This window comes from Streptomyces sp. NPDC004610, assembly GCF_040609715.1.
GTDB lineage: Bacteria > Actinomycetota > Actinomycetes > Streptomycetales > Streptomycetaceae > Streptomyces.
Genome location: NZ_JBEXLA010000009.1, coordinates 39,207 through 57,103, shown reverse-complemented (window position 1 = coordinate 57,103; position 17,897 = coordinate 39,207). Strand labels below are relative to the sequence as shown.

Below are 17,897 nucleotides of genomic sequence, written 5' to 3'. Positions count from 1 at the left end.
CGTCGTTCTCCCCGTCGGTCAGGCGGTGCGCAGGAACCGGTCGAGCACCTGGACGCCGAAGCGCAGCGCCTCGACGGGCACCCGTTCGTCGACGCCGTGGAAGAGGGCCTGGTAGTCGAAGCCCTCGGGCAGTTTCAGCGGGGCGAAGCCGTAGCCGGTGATGCCGAGCCGGGAGAACTGCTTGGCGTCGGTGCCCCCGGACATGCAGTACGGCACCACATGGCCCTCGGGCGCGAACTCCTGGACGGCGGCCCGCATCCGGGCGAAGGTCGGCGAGTCCACCGGCGCCTGGAGGGCGACCTCGTGATGGTCGTACGCCCAGTCGACATCCGGGCCGGTCAGGGCGTCCATGGTGGTCCGGAACTCGTCCTCGCCGCCGGGCAGATACCGCCCGTCGATGTACGCGACGGCCTCACCGGGGATGACATTGACCTTGTACCCGGCGCTGAGCATGGTCGGGTTGGCGCTGTTGCGGACGGTCGCCTCGACCAGTTTGGCGGCCGGGCCCAGCTTGGTGAGGAGCCCGTCCACGTCGTCCAGGTCAGGGTCGACGCCGTAGAGCGCGGCGAGTTCGGTGAGGGCGGCCGAGACGGTCGGGGTGAGCCTGAGCGGCCACTCGTGGGCGCCGATCCGGGCGACGGCGGCGGACAGCCGGGTCACCGCGTTCTCCCGGTTGACCTTGGAGCCGTGCCCGGCGCGTCCCCGCGCGGTCAGCTTGAGCCAGCCGGTGCCGCGTTCCCCCGCCGCGATGGGGTAGATCTGCCGCCCGGATCCGTCGTGGAAGGTGAAGGCACCGGACTCGCTGACCCCCTCGGTGCAGCCCTCGAAGAGATCCGCGTGCCGGTCGGCGAGGAACCCGGAGCCGTCCTCGGCGCTGGCCTCCTCGTCGGCGGTGAACGCGATCACCACGTCCCGCCGGGGCCGCACCCCCTCCCGGACCCAGGAGCGGACGGCGGCGAGAATCATCGCGTCCATGTTCTTCATGTCGACCGCGCCGCGCCCCCAGACCACGCCGTCGCGGATCTCCCCGGAGAACGGGTGCACGCTCCAGTCGGCGGCCTCGGCGGGGACGACGTCCAGATGGCCGTGGACGAGCAGCGCGTCGGCGGAGGGGTCGCTGCCCTCGAAGCGGGCGACGACGTTGGTGCGCCCGGGGACCCGCTCCAGCAGCACCGGTTCCAGCCCGGCGTCCGCGAGGCGCTCGGCCGCGTACTCGGCGGCGGGCCGCTCCCGGCAGTCGCCGCCGCCCCGGTTGGTGGTGTCGATCCTGATCAGGTCGGAGGTGAACCCGACGACCTCGTCCAGGGCCTGTCCGTCAGCCATACTGCTCCTCCACGGCCGCCGAGACGATGGTGGTGACCGCCTTGAAGGTGCGGATCGCCTCGTACATGGTCGGGTTGGTGTACCCGATCCTCCGCTCCCCGGTGCGCTCGACGCCGGGGACGACGGTCGCGGCCATCGCCAGATGCTCGGCGTCGAACTCCAGCTCCATGGTGTGCGGCCCGGCGCTCACCGGTGCGTGCCGCACGGCCAGCGCGGTGGCCTCCTTGGCGGCGGCCCGGATGTCGGCGGCGGTCCTGGCGGGCGTACGGCAGACGGCCGCGTACCGCGAGACATGGTCCTTGACGGCGACCTTGCGGGACTCGGGCGCGTAGCCCAGGGCGTCCTGGCAGGCCACGTCGTCCCCGGTGACCAGGACGACCGGGACGCCGTACTCGGCGACGACATGGGCGTTGAGCAGGCCCTCGCTGGCGCGGACGCCGTCGAGCCAGACGCCGGTGATGGAGTTGGCGAGGTAGGTGTGGGCGAGGACGCCCTCGTCGCCGGCACCGGCGTGGTAGCCGATGAAGGCGATGCCGTCGACGTCGTCGTGCTGGACGCCCTCGACCATGGAGAGGGGCTTGTGGCGGCCGGTGAGCATCTCGGCGCGCTCGTCGAGGCGCTCCAGGAGGAGATTGCGCATGGTCCAGTGCGCCTCGTTGATCAGCACCTCGTCGGCACCGCCGTCGAAGAAGCCGAGCACGGCGGCGTTGACGTCGGAGGTGAACATCGACCGGCACCGCTCCCACTGCGGTGTCCCAGGCAGCACGTCGGCCGGCCAGGTGACACCGGTGGCGCCCTCCATGTCGGCACTGATGAGGATCTTCATGATGCGTCACGTTACGCGGTGACTCGCGACCGGGCCAGGAGGGGGCCCGCCGAAGATTTTCCGTCTGCAGGACTATTCGGCGCCAGGAATCGCGGTTGTCTCCACGAGAACGCCGATTTTGTCGATGCGATGCTCGGGGTTGCCCATCTCGTCCCGCCAGAAGTTGCCCTCCGCGTTGTCCTCCGGCGTGGCACAGGTGGAGACCGTGATCATGGCCTCGGTGGCGGTCTCGCCGGGGCTGCCGGGCACGGCGGCCCGCTGCTCGGCCAGGGAGCTCGGGGTGCGGAAGGACGTCTCCCGGGTCTCGGTGATCCGGTAGGTGTACCGCACACCGCCGAAGTCGACGGTGAGGGTGTCGCCGATGGCGAGGGAGGGCAGGTCCCGCAGCGGTCCCCCGGCGCTGAGCCGGTGGGCGGTGACGAGATAGTTGCCTGTCTCGCCGGGGCCCACCCCGCCCTGGTCGCCGTAGGGGCTGGCGCCGAGGCCGTCGTTCTGGATCTCGGTGCCGGGCCAGTCGTCCGTGGTGCCCTCGTAGGGCACGATCTCCAGGGCGTCCAGACCGATGCCGGGGATGCTGAGCGAGGCGGAGTCGCTTCTGGGGTCGGCGTCGGGCACCGGGACGGACGGTGACGGCTCCGGGGACGCCGAGGGTGCGGCGGGGCGGTCGTCCGCGGGACTCGCCGCCGGGGCGGAGACGGAGGGGCTGCTCGCGGGGGGCTCGGACAGGGTGGCGGAGGCACTCGGCGTGGCCGAGTCCACACACCCGGTGAGGAGAAGAACGAGTCCCGCGGCGAGCACGCTGGTGACACTGCGCGCGGGGCGCTTCTGACGGGTCACCGTGGAAGAAGGAGCGGCGTTCGGTGCGTGCTGTCGGCGTGCGGTGCGGAGGGTCATGTGGCGGAGCCACCTGGCCCTTCGCGCCGTGCGGCGAGAGTGCGTGCCGGGCGTCGCGACGCCGCGGTGATCCGTCAGAAGCGCCCTACCGGTCATGCTTTCGAGCATAGGCGCGAATTGGGCAGCCGGGGCAGTTCACCAGATACCTGTGCACGGGCTGTCCGCCGGCTGCGACGGGGTGCGCGGGCGTACGGCGGGCCGGGCGGCGGCGGGATGCGCGCCGCCCGGTGCGCGCGGTCAGCCCGAACGGCCCACCACCAGCCATTTCGCGGGCAGTTCGAGCCGGGAACCGTCCGGCGCGTACTCCGTGGTGGTGAGCGGGAGATCGCCCTCGGCCAGCACCGTGAGCCCGGCCACACCCAGGTACACCGGCAGCGCCGCGTCCGCCACCTCCCCCGGGGTGAGGCCGTGCCGGAAGACCGGCGCCAGCTTGGCGGGCGGACCGGAGGGGCGCCGCGCGAGCCCCTTGAGCAGTTCCCCGGCCGCCTCCGCCAGCTCCACCAGCACCGCCCGCCCCCGGTCGCCGAGCAGCGTGGCCACCCCGTCCACCAGCGCCTGCCGGTCCTGCGGCACGCTCTGGTGCAGCACCCCGCGCACATAGACATTGGCGTCGCCCAACTCGGTGTGCAGCGCGGCCACTTCGATGTCGTCGGTGGCGTCCAGCACCCGGTATCCGGCCTGTCCGGCCGGGTCGGCGGCCCGCGCGAGGTCCAGCGCCGCCGCGGAGAGATCGACGCCCAGCACCCGGGGGAACCGGTCGGCGAGGAAGCGGGTCTGGGTGCCGTTGCCGCAGCCCAGGTCGATCAGCGGCAGCCCCGGGTCCACGATCCGCGGCTCGAACAGCGCCAGATGCACCCCCGAGGTCAGCACCGGCTCGGCGTCCCAGAGCACGGCCCCGGGCTCCCCGGACGCCTCCCGCCAGAAACTCTCCCAGGACTCCCGGTACCGCTCGCTCACACCCATGCCGGCTCCCCACTCCCCGCGAAACGACGCCCACTCACCGTCCGTGACGGCCGCCTACGGTCTTACCGCGCCGGGCGGGCCACAACAAGGTGCCGGCGCCCACCTTCACGGGTCCCCCGACGGGCCCCCGCCGCATCGCTGCGGTCAGCCGCGCCCGGGGAAGCGCCGCCGGGGCAGGGCGAGTTCGAACCAGACCGTCTTGCCGACCCCGGTCCGGCTCGCGCCCCACTCCCGGGCCAGGGTGCTGACCACCCGCAGCCCGCGCCCCTCGTCGTCCAGCGGCTTGGCGCTGAGCAGCGTCGGCAGATCGTGATCGTCGTCGTCCACCTCGCACAGCAGGGTCTCCCCGCGCACCAGCCGCAGTTCGACCGGCCCGCGCCGGGAGTGCCGTACGGCGTTGGTGACCAGCTCGCTCACCATCAGCTCGGCGGTCCCGATCAGCTTGCGCGGCAGCTCCCACTCGTACAGCTGCTCCCGGACCACCGCGCGGGCGCGGCACACCTCGGAGGGGTCCACGGTGAGCCGCCACTCGGCCACGTCGTCGGGGGCGATCCCGCCCAGCCGGGCCATCAGCAGCGCCACATCGTCCTTGCGTCCGCCCCGGGTGTTCAGGGCGCGGATGATGGTGTCGCAGGCATCATCCATGGACGCGGCCGGGTGGGCGGCGGACTCGCACAGGGTGGCCAGACCGACCCCGATGTCCTCGCCGCGCACCTCCACCAGTCCGTCGGTGCACATCACCAGCCGGTCGCCGGGCTCCACCGGGACCCGGACCGCCTCGAAGGGCACTCCGCCGACCCCTATCGGGGCGCCGGTCGGCAGATCGAGCAGCTCACCGCGCCCGTCCCCGGCGCGCACCAGCACGGGTGGGATGTGCCCGGCGTTGGCGATGGTCAGCTCCCCGGCGATGGGGTCGTAGACCGCGTAGAGACAGGTGGCGAGATAGGTGTCGCCGAGGCGCTGGGCGAGGTCGTCGAGATTGCGCAGCAGCCGGGCGGGCGGCACGTCCAGGGCGGCCATGGTCTGCACGGCGGTGCGCAACTGGCCCATCATCGCCGCCGAGTTGAGCCCGTGCCCCATGACATCGCCGACGACGAACGCGGTACGGGCGCCGGGCAGCTTCACCGAGTCGAACCAGTCGCCGCCGATCCGGCCGAGCAGGGTGCCGGGGAGATAGCGGGTGGCGATGTCACAGCCCGCCATGCGCGGCGGGATGTGCGGCAGCATGCTGTCCTGGAGGGTGTCGGCGACCGCCTCCTGATAGGTGTACATCCGCGCGTTGTCGAGGACGAGTCCGGCGCGGGCGGCGAGTTCGGCGCCGGTGGCGCGGTCCATGTCGTTGAACTCGACGCGCTCGGGGTGGCGCAGCAGGATCATGAAGCCCAGTACGACCTGGCGTGCCTTGAGCGGGACGATCAGCATGGACCGGCCGTTGATCAGCGGGCGGATGTCCCGCTTCTCGAACTGCGCGGCGATGGCGTGCCCCATCTGCTCGCTGATCCTCGGCACGAGCACCGGCTCGCCGGTGGTCATGCACTGGAAGAACGGGGTGTGCGCGGGGAACGGCATGGCCTCGCCGACCGGCACCACATCGTCCCAGCGGCCGGGTTCGTCGGTGTGCTCGACGGCCACCCGGTGCCACAGGGTGGTGGTGTCGGGCACACCCTCGGGGAACCCCTCGCCGGCCACGACCTGTTCGCGCAGATAGGTCCCGGCGACATCGGTGAAGCGGGGGACGACGGCCCGGCTGACCTCGACGATGGTCCGGGACAGATCCAGCGACGTACCGATCCTGCCGCTGACCTCGTTGAGGAACTCCAGGCGCTCGCGGACCGCGGTGTACTCCAGGTCCTCGGCGTCGTCCTCGGGGTCGTGGGGGACGGGCGGGCCGCCCGCCCGCGCGTGGGCCGCGCGTTCGCGGCGGGCGCGGCGCTCGGCACGCCGGGGCACGCCCCAGTCGGGGGTGACCGGCACCAGTTCGCTGCTGCTGAACTCCAGCACCGGATAGCCGAGTTCGAGGATCTGGGCGGCGATCCGGGAGCTGTCGGCGACGCTCATGCCGGGCAGGATGTCGGGCAGGCGGCGGGCGAGCCGGTCGGCGCCGGGGAAGCCGGTGTGCGGGGCGAAGCCGGGGGCCACGCGCTCCACGGGCGGGGCGTCGGTGGTGCCGGGAGGGCGCAGCGAGGCGGCGTCGGCGGCGAGCACCAGCAGGCGTTCGGGCCCGGGGCCGACCAGGGGGTAGGCCCACCACAGCACATCGATCCGGCCCCGCTCGGGCACGGTGAGCCGGGCGCGTCCGGCGGCCGGGTGGGACAGCCGTCCGCCGAGCGAGGACTCCAGATCGGGGCCGTCGTAGCCGTCGTAGCCGTCGCAGACCGGGTCCTGGCCGCGGGGGTGCTCGTCCTCGGGGAGGGCGCCGGAGACAGGCAGCAGATCGGTGACCGGACGGCCGACGGCGGCCTCCCTCGGGGCCCGGAAGATCCGCCGAGCGCCGCTGCTCCAGTGGGAGACGACTCCGTCGCGGTCCACGACGACCACGGCCAGCGGGATGCGCCCGGGGGTGGGTGTGGGAGTGGGAGTGGGTGGCTCGGGGGTGGGCCCTCCTGCGGTGGGCCCCCCGGCGTCGGAGTGCCCGGCGTCGGCGTGCCCGGCGGCAGGGTGCCCCGCGAGAGCGGGCTCCTCGGCGGTGGGTTGCGCGGCAGCGGGTGGTGGTGCGCTCACCTCGCCCGGACCGGCCGCACGGCCGGGAACCTCCCGGTCGGTGCCATGGTTCATGGCCCAGCCTTTCTCCCCCATGCCTCCACAAGATCTGTTCCCGCCACCACGGTACGGGGGCGCCCGCTCACGATGTGTGCCAATAGGCGAATTCCCCGGCCCCGCCCGCCGGGTCACCGCTCCGGCGCACTCAGGCGTGCGAAGGGGCGCCCGGGTGAGCGGTGCGCGGGGGCGCTCACGCCGGGGGCCGCCGTCGTCCGCCGTCATCGCCAGGGGCCGCCGCCGTCCGTCAGTCCTCGTGTCCGAGCTGGAGATCTCGTTCGGTACGGCCGCCGCCCGCGACCTGGAGGACGGTGGCGACGGGCGGGTATCCGGCGGCGATGACGGTGTACTCGCCGGAGGAGAGGTCGACGAAGCGGAAGGTGCCGTCGGGGCCGGTGGTGAGGGTGTCGACGACATTGCCGGCGGCGTCGAGCAGGGTGACCCGGGCGTCCTCGACGGGGCGTCCGCCCCCGGCCCGGACCGTGCCGCGCAGCACGGCGCCGCCCGCGAGCTCGATGTCCTGGCGGGTCTCGCGGGACGCCTGGACGGTGATCGGGAGGGCGGCCGGGCGGAAGGCGGGCGCGCTGGCGGCGAGGGTGTACTCGCCCGCCACCAGCTCGCTGATGACATAGCCGCCCTCGCGCCCGCTGCGGGTGCTGGAGACGACTTCGCCGTGCACATTGGTGAGCGTGACCGTGGCGTCCCGTACGGGGCTGCCGTCGGCGGTGCGGACGGCTCCGGCGAGACGGCCCGCGCCGCCGAGGACGACATCGAGGTCGACGGGGCGTTCCCCGACGGAGACGGCGACGGCCTGCGGCTGGTGGCCGCCCGCGGCGGCGATCAGGACGTAGGCGCCGGTGCCCGGGGTGGCCAGCGCGTAGCGTCCGTCCTCGCCGCTGGCGCCCCGCCCGATCTGCTGCCCGGCCGCGTCGATGAGGGTGAGCGCGGCGCGGGGCACGGCGGTGCCGTCGGGGTGCTGGACCGTGCCGCAGACCGGGATCCCGGCGGTGTGGGGGACCCGGGCGCCGGGGACGGTGACGGTCACCTCGGTGATCTGCGGCTCGGCCAGCGGGGTCGTGGGGGCGTTGTGGGACACCAGCGGTTTCTCCTTGAGGAAGAAGGCGATGAAGAGGCCGACGACCAGGACCGGTACGAGATAGAGGAAGATCCTCGGCATGGCGTCGGCGTACGCCTGGATGTAGGCGTCGCGCAGGGCGGGCGGCAGGGCGTGGACCGCCTGCGGGGTGATGGACTCGGCGTCGGGCAGGGTGGTGCCGGACGCGGCGGGCAGCCGGTCGGCGAGGGCGTCGGTGAGACGGTCGGCGAAGAGGGTGCCGAAGACGGCGGCGCCCACGCTGCCGCCGATCTGCCGGAAGTAGTTGTTGGCGCTGGTGGCCGTGCCGAGGTCGGCGGGGCGCACGGAGTTCTGCACGGCGAGCACCAGAACCGGCATCACCATGCCGATCCCGGCGCCGAGGACGAACATCCAGACGCTGTACTGCCAGCGCGGGGTGCCGGTCTCCAGCCGGGAGAGCAGATACATCCCGGCGACGGAGAGGGCCCCGCCGAGGATGGGGTGGATCTTGTAGCGGCCGGAACGGCTGATGAGCTGGCCGGAGATGATGGAGGCACCGACGATGCCGCCCATCATGGGCAGCATCAGCAGCCCGGACTCGGTGGCGGAGGCGCCGTCGACCATCTGGAGGTAGGTCGGCAGATAGCTGGCGGCGCCGAACAGCGCGACGCCGATCACCAGGCCCACCAGACCGGTGACGTTGAAGACGGAGTCCCGGAACAGCCGCAGCGGGATGAGGGGTTCGGCGGCGAACCGCTCGGCGGCCACGAAGAGCAGGGTACTGACCACGGCCCCGGCGGCGAGGCCGAGGATCATCCGCGAGCCCCAGGCGTACTCGGTGCCGCCCCAACTGGTCAGCAGGACCAGACAGGTGGAGGCGGCGGCGAGCAGCAGGGTGCCGAGGATGTCGAAGCGGGGTTTCGCGGTGGGTTTGGGGAGTTTGAGGACGACGGCGACCACGGCCATGGTGAGCAGGCCGAAGGGGATGTTGATGTAGAAGCACCAGCGCCAGGAGAGATGGTCGGTGAAGTAGCCGCCGAGCAGCGGCCCGGCGACCGAGGCGAGGCCGAACGCGGCGCCGATCAGCCCCATGAACCGGCCGCGTTCGCGGGGCGGCACGATGTCCGCGATGATCGCCTGGACGCCGATCATCAGCCCGCCCGCGCCGACGCCCTGCACCGCGCGGAAGGCGATCAGCTGATCCATGGTCTGGGCGCGGCCGGCCAGGGCGGAGCCGATGACGAAGACGACGATGGCGAACTGGAAGACGCCCTTGCGGCCGAGGAGATCGCCGAGCTTGCCGTAGACCGGGAGTCCGACGGTGGAGGTGAGCAGATAGGCGGTGATCGCCCAGGACATCCTGTCCAGGCCGTGCAGTTCGCCGACGATCTTCGGGAGCGCGGTGGCGACGATCATCTGCTCCAGCGCGGCGAGCAGCAGCGCGAGCATCAGCCCGAAGAAGACCAGCCGCACCCGGCGCGGGCTGAGTTCACCCAGGCCGACGGCCGGTGCGGGTGGGGGTGCCGGGGGTGGCGGGGCCGGTTCGTCCCGTACCGGCTCGTCCTGCACCAGAGTGATCCCGCCCACGTAACGCTCCCCTCGTCGCGCCTGCCGCAGATGTCCCGCGTGAAGCGAGAACTCACGGCAAGCGCTACGAGTTACGACGTAACGCCACTTCGGGGGCGGATCCACTCGAACCGGTGAGAATCAGCGGGAACCGGTTTGAATCGACTTCCCTCGATTCTCCTCCGCTTCCCCCAACTCCCCTACACCCAGGGGACCTTGACTCCGGGAACGACGGGAGACGGGGAGGGAGGCGGGGCCGTACGGCGTCCGGGGACGGAGGGGTGCGGAGGCCGTACGGCGTCCGCCGGGCGGCGGGGCCCCGAGGGGCCTACGGCACCCGCGAGACGGCGGGGTCCGGAGGGCCGTACGGCGTCCGCGAGGGCGTCGGCTACTTCTCGACCTCGGCCGCCAGCCGGGCGAGGATCGCGTCGTAGATCCGGGCCAGGCCCTTGGGGGCGAAGGTGCGCTCGAAGAAGCCGCCGACACCGCCCGCGCCGGTCCAGGTGCTGGTGACCACGACCCGGGACTTGCCCTCCCCGGCCGGGGTGACCCGCCAGACGGTGACCATGGAGGAGTTGCGGTCCTTCTCGACCAGTTCGCCGTCGCTGGGCTCGGTGACCTCCAGCAGACAGTCGCGGACGCGCTTGCTGGTGGCCTGGAGCTTCCAGTGGACGAGGCTGCCCTCGCCGTCGCCGCCCTCGCGCACCTCGTACTCGCTGAACTGCTCCGGCAGCAGCTTCGCGCGCGCTCCGCTGTAGTCGGCGAGGGTGTCGAACACGGTCTCCGGGTCCGCTGCGACGACCCGCTCGGTAGTGGCCTCGACCTGCGCCATCGACTTCCTCCAGGACATGCGATCTCGGGGCTTGCTCGGGATGGGCCCACCCAACCACCCCGGTCGCCGGGCACCCAAATCGGGGTGCGGACACCGTGACGGAAGCGATCGGCCGGGTGACACGCCGTACCCGGGACGGGACGATCGCACGATCATGGGAACAGTTGTTCTATTCTGTGGCGCAGTGCTACCGAGGAGGCGTCATGCGCTGGGAGAACCTCACCGTGGAGTCCGGGGGCCACAGCAGGGCGGCCGACGCCGCGCTGTTCGGCGCGGACGCCGTGGTCACCCGCACGTTCGACACGCCCGAGTTCCGTGGCATCACTTTCCACGAGGTCCGGGCCCGTTCGATCGTCAACCGGGTGCCCGGGGCCTCCCGGATGCCGTTCGAATGGACGATCAATCCCTACCGGGGCTGCTCGCACGCCTGCGTCTACTGCTTCGCCCGCAAGTCGCACAGCTATCTGGACCTGGACACCGGCCTGGACTTCGACTCGCAGATCGTGGTCAAGGTGAACGCGCCGGAGCTGCTGCGCCGCCAGCTCGCCTCGCGCCGCTGGCAGGGCGACCACATCGCCATGGGCACCAATGTGGACTGCTACCAGCGCGCGGAGGGCCGCTACCGGCTGATGCCGGGCATCCTGGCCGCCCTGCGCGACCACGCCAACCCGTTCTCGATCCTGACCAAGGGCACGCTGATCCTGCGCGACCTGGAGCTGCTCACCCAGGCCGCCGAGGTCACCGACGTCGGCATATCGGTGTCCGTGGGCTTCACCGACCCGGAGCTGTGGCGCACGGTCGAGCCGGGCACCCCGGCCCCGGAACGGCGCCTGGACGTCGTACGGGCGCTGTCCGCGCGGGGCATCGGGTGCGGGGTGCTGATGGCGCCGGTGCTGCCCTTCCTGAGCGACGACCCGGCCCGGCTGCGGGCCACGGTCCGGGCCATCGCCGCTGCGGGGGCCACCTCGGTCACGCCCCTGGTGCTGCATCTGCGACCGGGCGCCCGCGAGTGGTACGGCGCCTGGCTGGCCCGCCACCATCCGCATCTGGTCCGCCGCTACGAACGGTTCTACGCGGACGGGGCCTACGCGCCCAAGTGGTACCAGCGCCGGATCACCCGCCAGGTCCACGACCTGGCGCGGGAGTACGGAATCGGGCCCACGCGCGCGGGCATGCCCCGCCGGTTGCCGGAACCACCGGCCCCGGAGCCCATGGAACCGGCCGGGCCGACCCAGCTGACCCTGATGTGAGGACCCGCCGGACCGGGCCAGAGGCGATCCGCGCTCACCCGCCCCCGCCCCCGCGTGCAGCACCTGCCCGCATCTGAGCGCGTCAGGTCACACAATAGGGTCAACTACTCATCGAACAGGTTCTTCCGGGCGCCGATTTCGGGACGATGCGGCGCGGGACCGTGACACGCGCGGTCCGCTGACCCCGCCCCCGGGAGGCCCCGTGAGAAGACGCGCAGCGAAGCTGTGCGGCGCCGCCGCCGTGGTGATGGCCACTGTGGTGACGGCCGTTACGGTGACGGCCCCGCCCGCCGAGGCGAACGCCCCGCAGGCCGCCGACCCCGCGCCCGGCGCGCCGCCCCTGACGTGGCAGAAGTGCGGCACCACCGCCTATCCCCGGCTCCAGTGCGCGTCGCTCACCGTGCCCCTCGACCACGACGACCCGCACGGCGAGCGGATCACGCTGGCCCTGTCCCGGGTCCCGCACACCGCGAAGACCTCCCAGGGACCGCTGCTGGTCAACCCCGGCGGTCCGGGCGGCAGCGGGCTGAGCCTCGCCGGATTCGTCGCCTCCGCCCTGCCCGAGAAGGTCGCGGCGCAGTACGACGTCATCGGCTTCGACCCGCGCGGGGTGGGCCGCAGCCGCCCCGCCCTGGACTGCTCCCCGGGCCACTTCGACCCCGTCCGCCCCGACTCGCTGCCCGCCACCCGGGCGATCGAGGAGGCGAACCTCGCGCGTGTGAAGTCCTTCGCCGACGCCTGCGCCAGGAAGTACGCCCCCGTCCTGCCGCATCTCGACACCCTCAGCGCCGCCCGGGACATGGACCGTATCCGGGCCGCCCTGGGTGCCGGGCGGATCAGCTACTTCGGCTACTCCTACGGCACCTACCTCGGCGCGGTCTACGCGAAGCTGTACCCGGGGCGCGTCCACCGCGCGGTGCTGGACTCGATCGTCGACCCGACCGGCGTCTGGTACGACGACAATCTCGCCCAGGACCACGCCTTCGACGCCCGCCACCGCGCCCTGATGGCCTGGATCGCCCGCCACGACTCCGTCTACGGGCTGGGCACCGACCCCGCGCGCGTGGAGGCGCAGTGGTACGCGATGCGCGCGGCACTGGCCGAGAAGCCCGCCGGGGACACCGTGGGCGCCGCCGAACTGGAGGACACCTTCCTGCCGGGCGGCTACTACAACGGCTACTGGCCCCGCCTCGCCGAGGCGTTCGCCGCGTACACCAACGAGCGGGACTCCGGCCCACTGGTGAAGACGTACGAGGCCCTCGCCGCCGTGGACGCCGCCGGGGACAACGGCTACAGCGTCTACACCGCGGTGCAGTGCCGCGACGCCGGCTGGCCACGGGACTGGGGCACCTGGCGCGAGGACAACTGGCGGACGTACGCCAAGGCGCCCTTCATGACCTGGAACAACGCCTGGTACAACGCGCCCTGTGCCTTCTGGCCGACCGAGCCGCTGCGCCCCGTGAACGTGGCCAACGGCGAACTGCCCCCGGTGCTGCTCTTCCAGGCCACGGACGACGCCGCCACCCCGTACGAGGGCGGCGCGACCGTGCACCGGCTGCTGCGGGGCTCCCGACTGGTCGTCGAGGAGGGCGGCGGCAACCACGGCATCACGCTCAGCGGCAACACCTGTCTGGACCGGCACCTCGCGGCCTACCTCACCGACGGCACCCTCCCGGGCGGCCCCGGCGGGACGGACGGGGCGGGCGGCGCGGACGCGGTGTGCCCGGCGGCACCTGACCCGGAGCCGACGACGACCAAGGCGGTGGGCCGACCGGCGAACGGCTCGGCCCTGCACGGGCTGCTGGGCTTCCGGGGCTGACCCGCCCGCCCCTCACCGGGGCGTTGTCAGACCCGTGCTCCATGATGGAGGCATGAGCGAGAAGAGTGAGCTGACCAGGATTCCCGCCCCGGCCGGGGTGGCGCCCGCCGCCCAGTACGCGCATGTGGTGATGGGCACCGGCCGGTTCGTGGCCGTGGCGGGGCAGATCGCCCTCGACGAGCACGGCGAGCTGGTCGGCGAGGGCGATCCCGCCGCCCAGGCCCGCCAGGTCTTCGAGAACCTGCGCCGCTGTCTGGCGGCGGCGGGCGCCGACTTCGGCGATGTCGTCAAACTCACCTACTTCGTCACGGACATGGCCCATATGCCGGCCATCCGCGCGGCCCGCGCCGAGCACATACCCGACGACCGGCTCCCGGCGGCCTCCGCGATCCGGGTCGCCGGGCTGGTCCGCCCGGAGTTCCTGATGGAGATCGAGGCCTTCGCGGTGGTGGGCGAGGAGTGAGCGCCCCCGGCCGCCCGGCGAGGGCGAGCGTGCGGGAGATGACGTACGAGGACTGCGCCCGGGTCGGCGAGATCCGCACCGAGGGCTGGCGGTCCGCCTACCGGGGCCTGATGCCGCAGCCCTACCTCGACGCCCTCAGCGCCACCGAGGACGCCGAGCGCCAGCGCACCCGCCTCGCCCGCCGCGCCCCCGGGGTGGTCGACCTGGTGGCGGAGCGGGACGGCGAGATCCTGGGCTGGTCCTGCCACGGCCCGTACCGCGAGGACACGGGGGCGACCACGCCGGACGCGGAGTTGTACGCGCTCTATGTGGACCCGTCCCGACAGGGCCAGGGCGTAGGGCGGGCGCTGCTGCGGGTGTCCCTGCGCGGCTGTGCGTCCGCCGGACATCCCCGGATGCTCCTCTGGGTGGTCGAGGGCAACACCCGCGCCCGCCGCTTCTACGCCCGCGCGGGCTTCCACCCGGACGGCACCGAGGAACCGTACGAGGTGGCGGGGGCGCGGGTGCCGGAGGTGCGGTATGTGCGGGGGCTGAGGTGACCTGGCCTCGGTCTGAGGGGGGGCTGAGGGGACGGGGTGACGAGGTGATCTGACCTCGGTCCGGATGCCCCGCTGTTCGGGTCTGCCTTTCCCGCTACCCGGGTCCACCTCCCCCACTGCCCCGGGCTACCTCCCCCGCTTCCCGGTCCGTCTCCCCCGCTGTTCCGGGATCCTCGCCAGTGCCACCATCGCCGCCTCCGCGAGGGGCGGGTGGGCCAGGGCCTGCTGGAGTACGGGGCGGGCGCGCGGGTCGCCCAGGGCGGCCAGCCCCTCCACGCAGGCCAGGGCCACGCGGCGGTACGGGTCGTGCGGGCGGAGCCGTCGCTCAAGGGTGGTGACCAGGGCCGGGACGGACTCGGGGGCGCGCAGTGCGGTGAGCAGCCGTACCGGGTGCAGGGCGTAGGCGACCCGCAGTTCATTGGTGGCGAGGGCGGCGGCGGCGCGGGCGGTCCGGGGGTCGCCGAGGCGGGCGAGGGCCTGGGCGGCACAGGCGCAGCGCGCCGGATCGCGATGGTTGAGCAGCAGCACCAGCGCCTCGAAGGCCCGTCGGTCACCGGCGAGGCCCAGCCGGTAGGCGACCAGTTCCCGGGCCCACAGCGGCTGTCCGGGCGCGGTCAGCACCTCCGCCAGTTCATCGTGGTCGCCGCTCGCGGCCAGCCGTTCGTAGAAGGCCGAGCGTCCGGACTCCTGGCGCAGCCGCTCCAGGACCGCCCGGTCCTCCCGTTCCGTGCCCTCCGTGCGAGCCGGTTGTGGTGACTGTTCCGCTTCTTCCATGAGCCCGCATCACTCCGGTCGGTAGGGAACACCAGTGACATACCCGGCGCTGTGACATCAACTCCGGCCGTGGCGGGGGGACACGGGGCCACCGGCGCGCAAGACCGCGCCGGTCCGTCGTTCGGTTGAATCCCGGACACCCGGGGCGAGGATCCGGGCACACGGCGAGGCGCAGACCACACCGCCAAGGGCTGGCACGCTCGTTACCCACCGGTTAAGCTCAGACGAGCGGGTCACCACCCGCATCTCCGCTCACGACGGCCTGGTGACGCAGCCGTCGTGAGGTTCGACGACCCGGCCACGGGACAGGGCCGGTCGGCCTCACCGCGCCCCGGACGCGTACGTGTCCGGCGGTGACGCACCCGGGCGTGTGCGTGCTCGCAGCCCGCGTTTCCCCACCCGCACCCCTGCGCAGCTCTCTGCGTCTCCATGCATCTCTGCGTATCTCAGCGCATCTCTGTGCATCTCAGTGCATCTCTGTGTGTTTCCACCGCCCCGTGGCGCCCCGGCGCCCGGCGCGTGTCCAGTCGTCACCCACCCCTCATCTCTGGAGAGTCCTCGATGGCCACTCCCCTGTCCCCTTCCACCGCCCCCGCCACCGCTGCGGCCCCCGCCGCCCCCACCTCCGCCCTGCGGACCGTCGCCGTCGTCGGTCTCGGCACCATGGGCACCGGTATCGCCGAGGTCCTCGTCCGTGCCGGGCGGACGGTGATCGGCGTCGACATCAGCGAGGCCCAGGCGGCCCGCTGCGGTGCCGCGCTGGAGGCGTCCACCGCCCGAGCCGTGGCCCGCGGCCGGCTCACCGAGGAGCAGCGCGCCGAGGCGCTCGCCGGACTGCGCACCGGTACCGATCTGCGGGCGGCGGCCGACGCCGATCTGGTGATCGAGGTGGCGCCGGAGTCGTACGAGATCAAGCGGCGGATCTTCGCCGAGCTGGACGGGATCGTGCGGCCGGACGCGATTCTGGCGACCGGGACCAACGCGCTCTCGGTGACCCGGCTGGCGGCCGACTCCGCGCGGCCCGAGCGGGTGCTCGGGGTGCACTTCTTCAATCCGGCGCAGGCGATGAAGCTGGTCGAGGTGGTCTCCTCGGTGCTGACCGCGCCCGCCGCCGTGGACGCGGTCACCCGGCTCGCGGTCGATCTGGGCAAGGAGCCGGTGGCGGTCGGGGACCGGCCCGGGTTCGTCGCCGACGGCCTGCTGTTCGGCTATCTCAACCAGGCCGCGGCGATGTACGAGGCCAAGTACGCCTCCCGGGAGGACATCGACGCGGCGATGCGGCTGGGCTGCGGGCTGCCGATGGGCCCGCTGGCGCTGCTGGACCTGATCGGCGTCGACACCGCCCGGACCGTCCTGGAGGCGATGTACGCCGAGTCCCGCGACCGGCTGCACGCGCCCGCGCCGGTCCTCAAGCAGCTCAGCGAGGCGGGGCTCACCGGACGCAAGGCGGGCCGCGGCTTCTACACCTACGAGGCACCGGGCAGCGCCACCGTCGTGCCGGACGCGCAGTCCCCGGCCTCCGGCGGCCCCTGGACGGTGGGCCGGGAGGTCCGCTCGGTCGGGGTGGCCGGGTCGGGGACCATGGCGTCCGGTATCGCCGAGGTGTTCGCCAAGGCGGGCTACGACGTGGTGCTGGCCGCCCGCAGCGCCGGGAAGGCGGAGGCGGCCCGCGCCCGGATCGGGACCTCGCTGGCCCGCTCGGTCGACAAGGGCCGGATGACCGCCGAGGCCGCCGCGAAGACCCTGGACCGGATCACCCCGGCCGGTTCCTATGACGCCTTCGGGGATGTCGATCTGGCGGTGGAGGCGGTCGCCGAGGACCTGGACGTCAAGCGGCAGCTGTTCGGGACGCTGGACAAGGTGTGCAAGCCGGGCGCGGTGCTGGCCACCACCACCTCCTCACTGCCGGTCGTCGCCTGCGCCCGCGCCACGTCCCGCCCCGAGGACGTGATCGGGATGCACTTCTTCAACCCGGCCCCCGCGATGAAACTGGTCGAGGTGGTCCGCACGGTGCTCACCGCCGACGATGTCCACGCGACCGTCCGGGAGGTGTGCGGGACGCTGCGCAAGCACCCCGTCGACTGCGGCGACCGGGCCGGTTTCATCGTGAACGCGCTGCTGTTCCCGTATCTCAACAACGCGATCAAGATGGTCCAGGACCACTACGCGACGCTGGACGACATCGACGCGGCGATGAAGCTGGGCGGCGGCTATCCGATGGGCCCGTTCGAGCTGCTGGACGTGGTCGGTCTGGATGTGTCGCTGGCGATCGAGAAGGTGCTGCACCGCGAGTTCCGGGAGCCGGGTCTCGCCCCGGCGCCGCTGCTGGAGCATCTGGTGGCGGCGGGCTGCCTCGGCCGCAAGACGGGCCGCGGCTTCCGCGAATACGCACGCCGCCGCTGAGCATGCCGGCCCCTGCCGCTACGGAGGGTCCCGGGCCCACCCGGACCGGGACCCTCCCCACCCCGCCCGACCCCACCTCCCCGCCACCCGGCATCGCCCCCAGCGACCCCACCTCCCCGCCGCCCGAACCCACCCGCACCGGACCCACCCACACCCGGACCACGACCACGACCACGACCAGTCCTGTGCAGAGCGGCCTCGCCCCCACCCCCTCCGACCCCACCCCTCCGCCGAACCCCGGCACCACCACCCGCCCCGCCCGCCTCCAAGACCGGCTCGACGAGTGGTTCGCGGCCGGTGCCGAGTGGGGCGGGCTGCTCGACCCGCCCGCGCTCCGCCCGCCACCACCGTCCCCTGTCCACCCACCCCCACCGCCCCCTCTCCCCCCGCCCCCACCATCCCCCGTCCACCCG

The 17,897-nt window shown here is 73.1% G+C and carries 13 protein-coding genes; 5 read left to right on the top strand and 8 right to left on the bottom strand.

All coding sequences use genetic code 11. The features are described from left to right. Window positions 1–18: 18 nt before the first annotated feature. The 7 genes from ABZX40_RS12030 to ABZX40_RS12000 form a co-directional block, all read right to left on the bottom strand. Window positions 19–1,323, bottom strand: a complete 1,305-nt coding sequence (locus ABZX40_RS12030; RefSeq protein WP_355732433.1) for a M20/M25/M40 family metallo-hydrolase — start codon at window positions 1,321–1,323, stop codon at window positions 19–21. Further along, the gene (locus tag ABZX40_RS12025; protein ID WP_355732436.1) at window positions 1,316–2,149 is read right to left on the bottom strand and encodes a M55 family metallopeptidase; all 834 of its coding nucleotides are present in this window, start codon (window positions 2,147–2,149) and stop codon (window positions 1,316–1,318) included. Before ABZX40_RS12025 ends, ABZX40_RS12030 begins: the two co-directional genes overlap by 8 nt. A gap of 72 nt (window positions 2,150–2,221) precedes the next feature. Next, entirely contained in the window at window positions 2,222–2,908 is a 687-nt protein-coding gene (locus ABZX40_RS12020) for a class E sortase (protein WP_356162514.1), read from the bottom strand. 372 nt (window positions 2,909–3,280) lie between these two features. After that, on the bottom strand, window positions 3,281–4,006 hold the full coding sequence (locus tag ABZX40_RS12015; RefSeq protein WP_355732442.1) for a methyltransferase domain-containing protein: 726 nt from the start codon (window positions 4,004–4,006) through the stop codon (window positions 3,281–3,283). A gap of 144 nt (window positions 4,007–4,150) precedes the next feature. Further along, window positions 4,151–6,781, bottom strand: coding sequence for a SpoIIE family protein phosphatase (locus ABZX40_RS12010; RefSeq protein WP_355732444.1), 2,631 nt, complete (start codon window positions 6,779–6,781; stop codon window positions 4,151–4,153). A 229-nt stretch (window positions 6,782–7,010) separates the two neighbouring features. Continuing rightward, the gene (locus ABZX40_RS12005; protein ID WP_355732447.1) at window positions 7,011–9,425 is read right to left on the bottom strand and encodes an MFS transporter; all 2,415 of its coding nucleotides are present in this window, start codon (window positions 9,423–9,425) and stop codon (window positions 7,011–7,013) included. A gap of 367 nt (window positions 9,426–9,792) precedes the next feature. Then, a complete protein-coding gene (locus ABZX40_RS12000; RefSeq protein ID WP_355732450.1) occupies window positions 9,793–10,236 on the bottom strand; it encodes an SRPBCC family protein in 444 nt (147 codons plus the stop codon). Window positions 10,237–10,439: 203 nt separating this feature from the next. Here ABZX40_RS12000 and ABZX40_RS11995 point away from each other — a divergent pair, with 203 nt between their 5' ends. From ABZX40_RS11995 to ABZX40_RS11980, 4 genes are all read left to right on the top strand, one after another. Beyond that, entirely contained in the window at window positions 10,440–11,486 is a 1,047-nt protein-coding gene (locus ABZX40_RS11995; RefSeq protein ID WP_355732453.1) for an Rv2578c family radical SAM protein, read from the top strand. Window positions 11,487–11,688: 202 nt separating this feature from the next. Then, window positions 11,689–13,305, top strand: a complete 1,617-nt coding sequence (locus ABZX40_RS11990; RefSeq protein ID WP_355732456.1) for an alpha/beta hydrolase — start codon at window positions 11,689–11,691, stop codon at window positions 13,303–13,305. Between the two features lie 52 nt (window positions 13,306–13,357). After that, window positions 13,358–13,768: a RidA family protein gene (locus ABZX40_RS11985; protein ID WP_355732459.1), complete on the top strand. Its 411-nt coding sequence runs from the start codon at window positions 13,358–13,360 to the stop codon at window positions 13,766–13,768. 38 nt (window positions 13,769–13,806) lie between these two features. Then, on the top strand, window positions 13,807–14,307 hold the full coding sequence (locus ABZX40_RS11980; RefSeq protein WP_355732462.1) for a GNAT family N-acetyltransferase: 501 nt from the start codon (window positions 13,807–13,809) through the stop codon (window positions 14,305–14,307). A gap of 126 nt (window positions 14,308–14,433) precedes the next feature. On the opposite strand, the gene ABZX40_RS11975 is transcribed toward ABZX40_RS11980, so the two are convergent. After that, window positions 14,434–15,081 carry an adenylosuccinate lyase gene (locus ABZX40_RS11975; RefSeq protein ID WP_355732465.1) on the bottom strand — a complete coding sequence of 216 codons (648 nt, stop codon included), beginning with the start codon at window positions 15,079–15,081 and terminating at the stop codon, window positions 14,434–14,436. A gap of 561 nt (window positions 15,082–15,642) precedes the next feature. Between ABZX40_RS11975 and ABZX40_RS11970 the strand changes: the two genes are divergently transcribed. Beyond that, complete coding sequence (locus ABZX40_RS11970) at window positions 15,643–17,484, top strand: 3-hydroxybutyryl-CoA dehydrogenase (protein WP_355732468.1); 1,842 nt, start codon at window positions 15,643–15,645, stop codon at window positions 17,482–17,484. The last annotated feature ends 413 nt before the right edge of the window (window positions 17,485–17,897 follow it).

Coding starts and splice junctions, on each gene's coding strand:
- ABZX40_RS12010 (WP_355732444.1), bottom strand. CDS start 6,781: ATGAACCATGGCACCGACCGGGAGGTTCCCGGCCGTGCGGCCGGTCCG.
- ABZX40_RS12015 (WP_355732442.1), bottom strand. CDS start 4,006: ATGGGTGTGAGCGAGCGGTACCGGGAGTCCTGGGAGAGTTTCTGGCGG.
- ABZX40_RS11985 (WP_355732459.1), top strand. CDS start 13,358: ATGAGCGAGAAGAGTGAGCTGACCAGGATTCCCGCCCCGGCCGGGGTG.
- ABZX40_RS12025 (WP_355732436.1), bottom strand. CDS start 2,149: ATGAAGATCCTCATCAGTGCCGACATGGAGGGCGCCACCGGTGTCACC.
- ABZX40_RS11995 (WP_355732453.1), top strand. CDS start 10,440: ATGCGCTGGGAGAACCTCACCGTGGAGTCCGGGGGCCACAGCAGGGCG.
- ABZX40_RS12000 (WP_355732450.1), bottom strand. CDS start 10,236: ATGGCGCAGGTCGAGGCCACTACCGAGCGGGTCGTCGCAGCGGACCCG.
- ABZX40_RS11975 (WP_355732465.1), bottom strand. CDS start 15,081: ATGGAAGAAGCGGAACAGTCACCACAACCGGCTCGCACGGAGGGCACG.
- ABZX40_RS11980 (WP_355732462.1), top strand. CDS start 13,807: ATGACGTACGAGGACTGCGCCCGGGTCGGCGAGATCCGCACCGAGGGC.
- ABZX40_RS12030 (WP_355732433.1), bottom strand. CDS start 1,323: ATGGCTGACGGACAGGCCCTGGACGAGGTCGTCGGGTTCACCTCCGAC.
- ABZX40_RS11970 (WP_355732468.1), top strand. CDS start 15,643: ATGGCCACTCCCCTGTCCCCTTCCACCGCCCCCGCCACCGCTGCGGCC.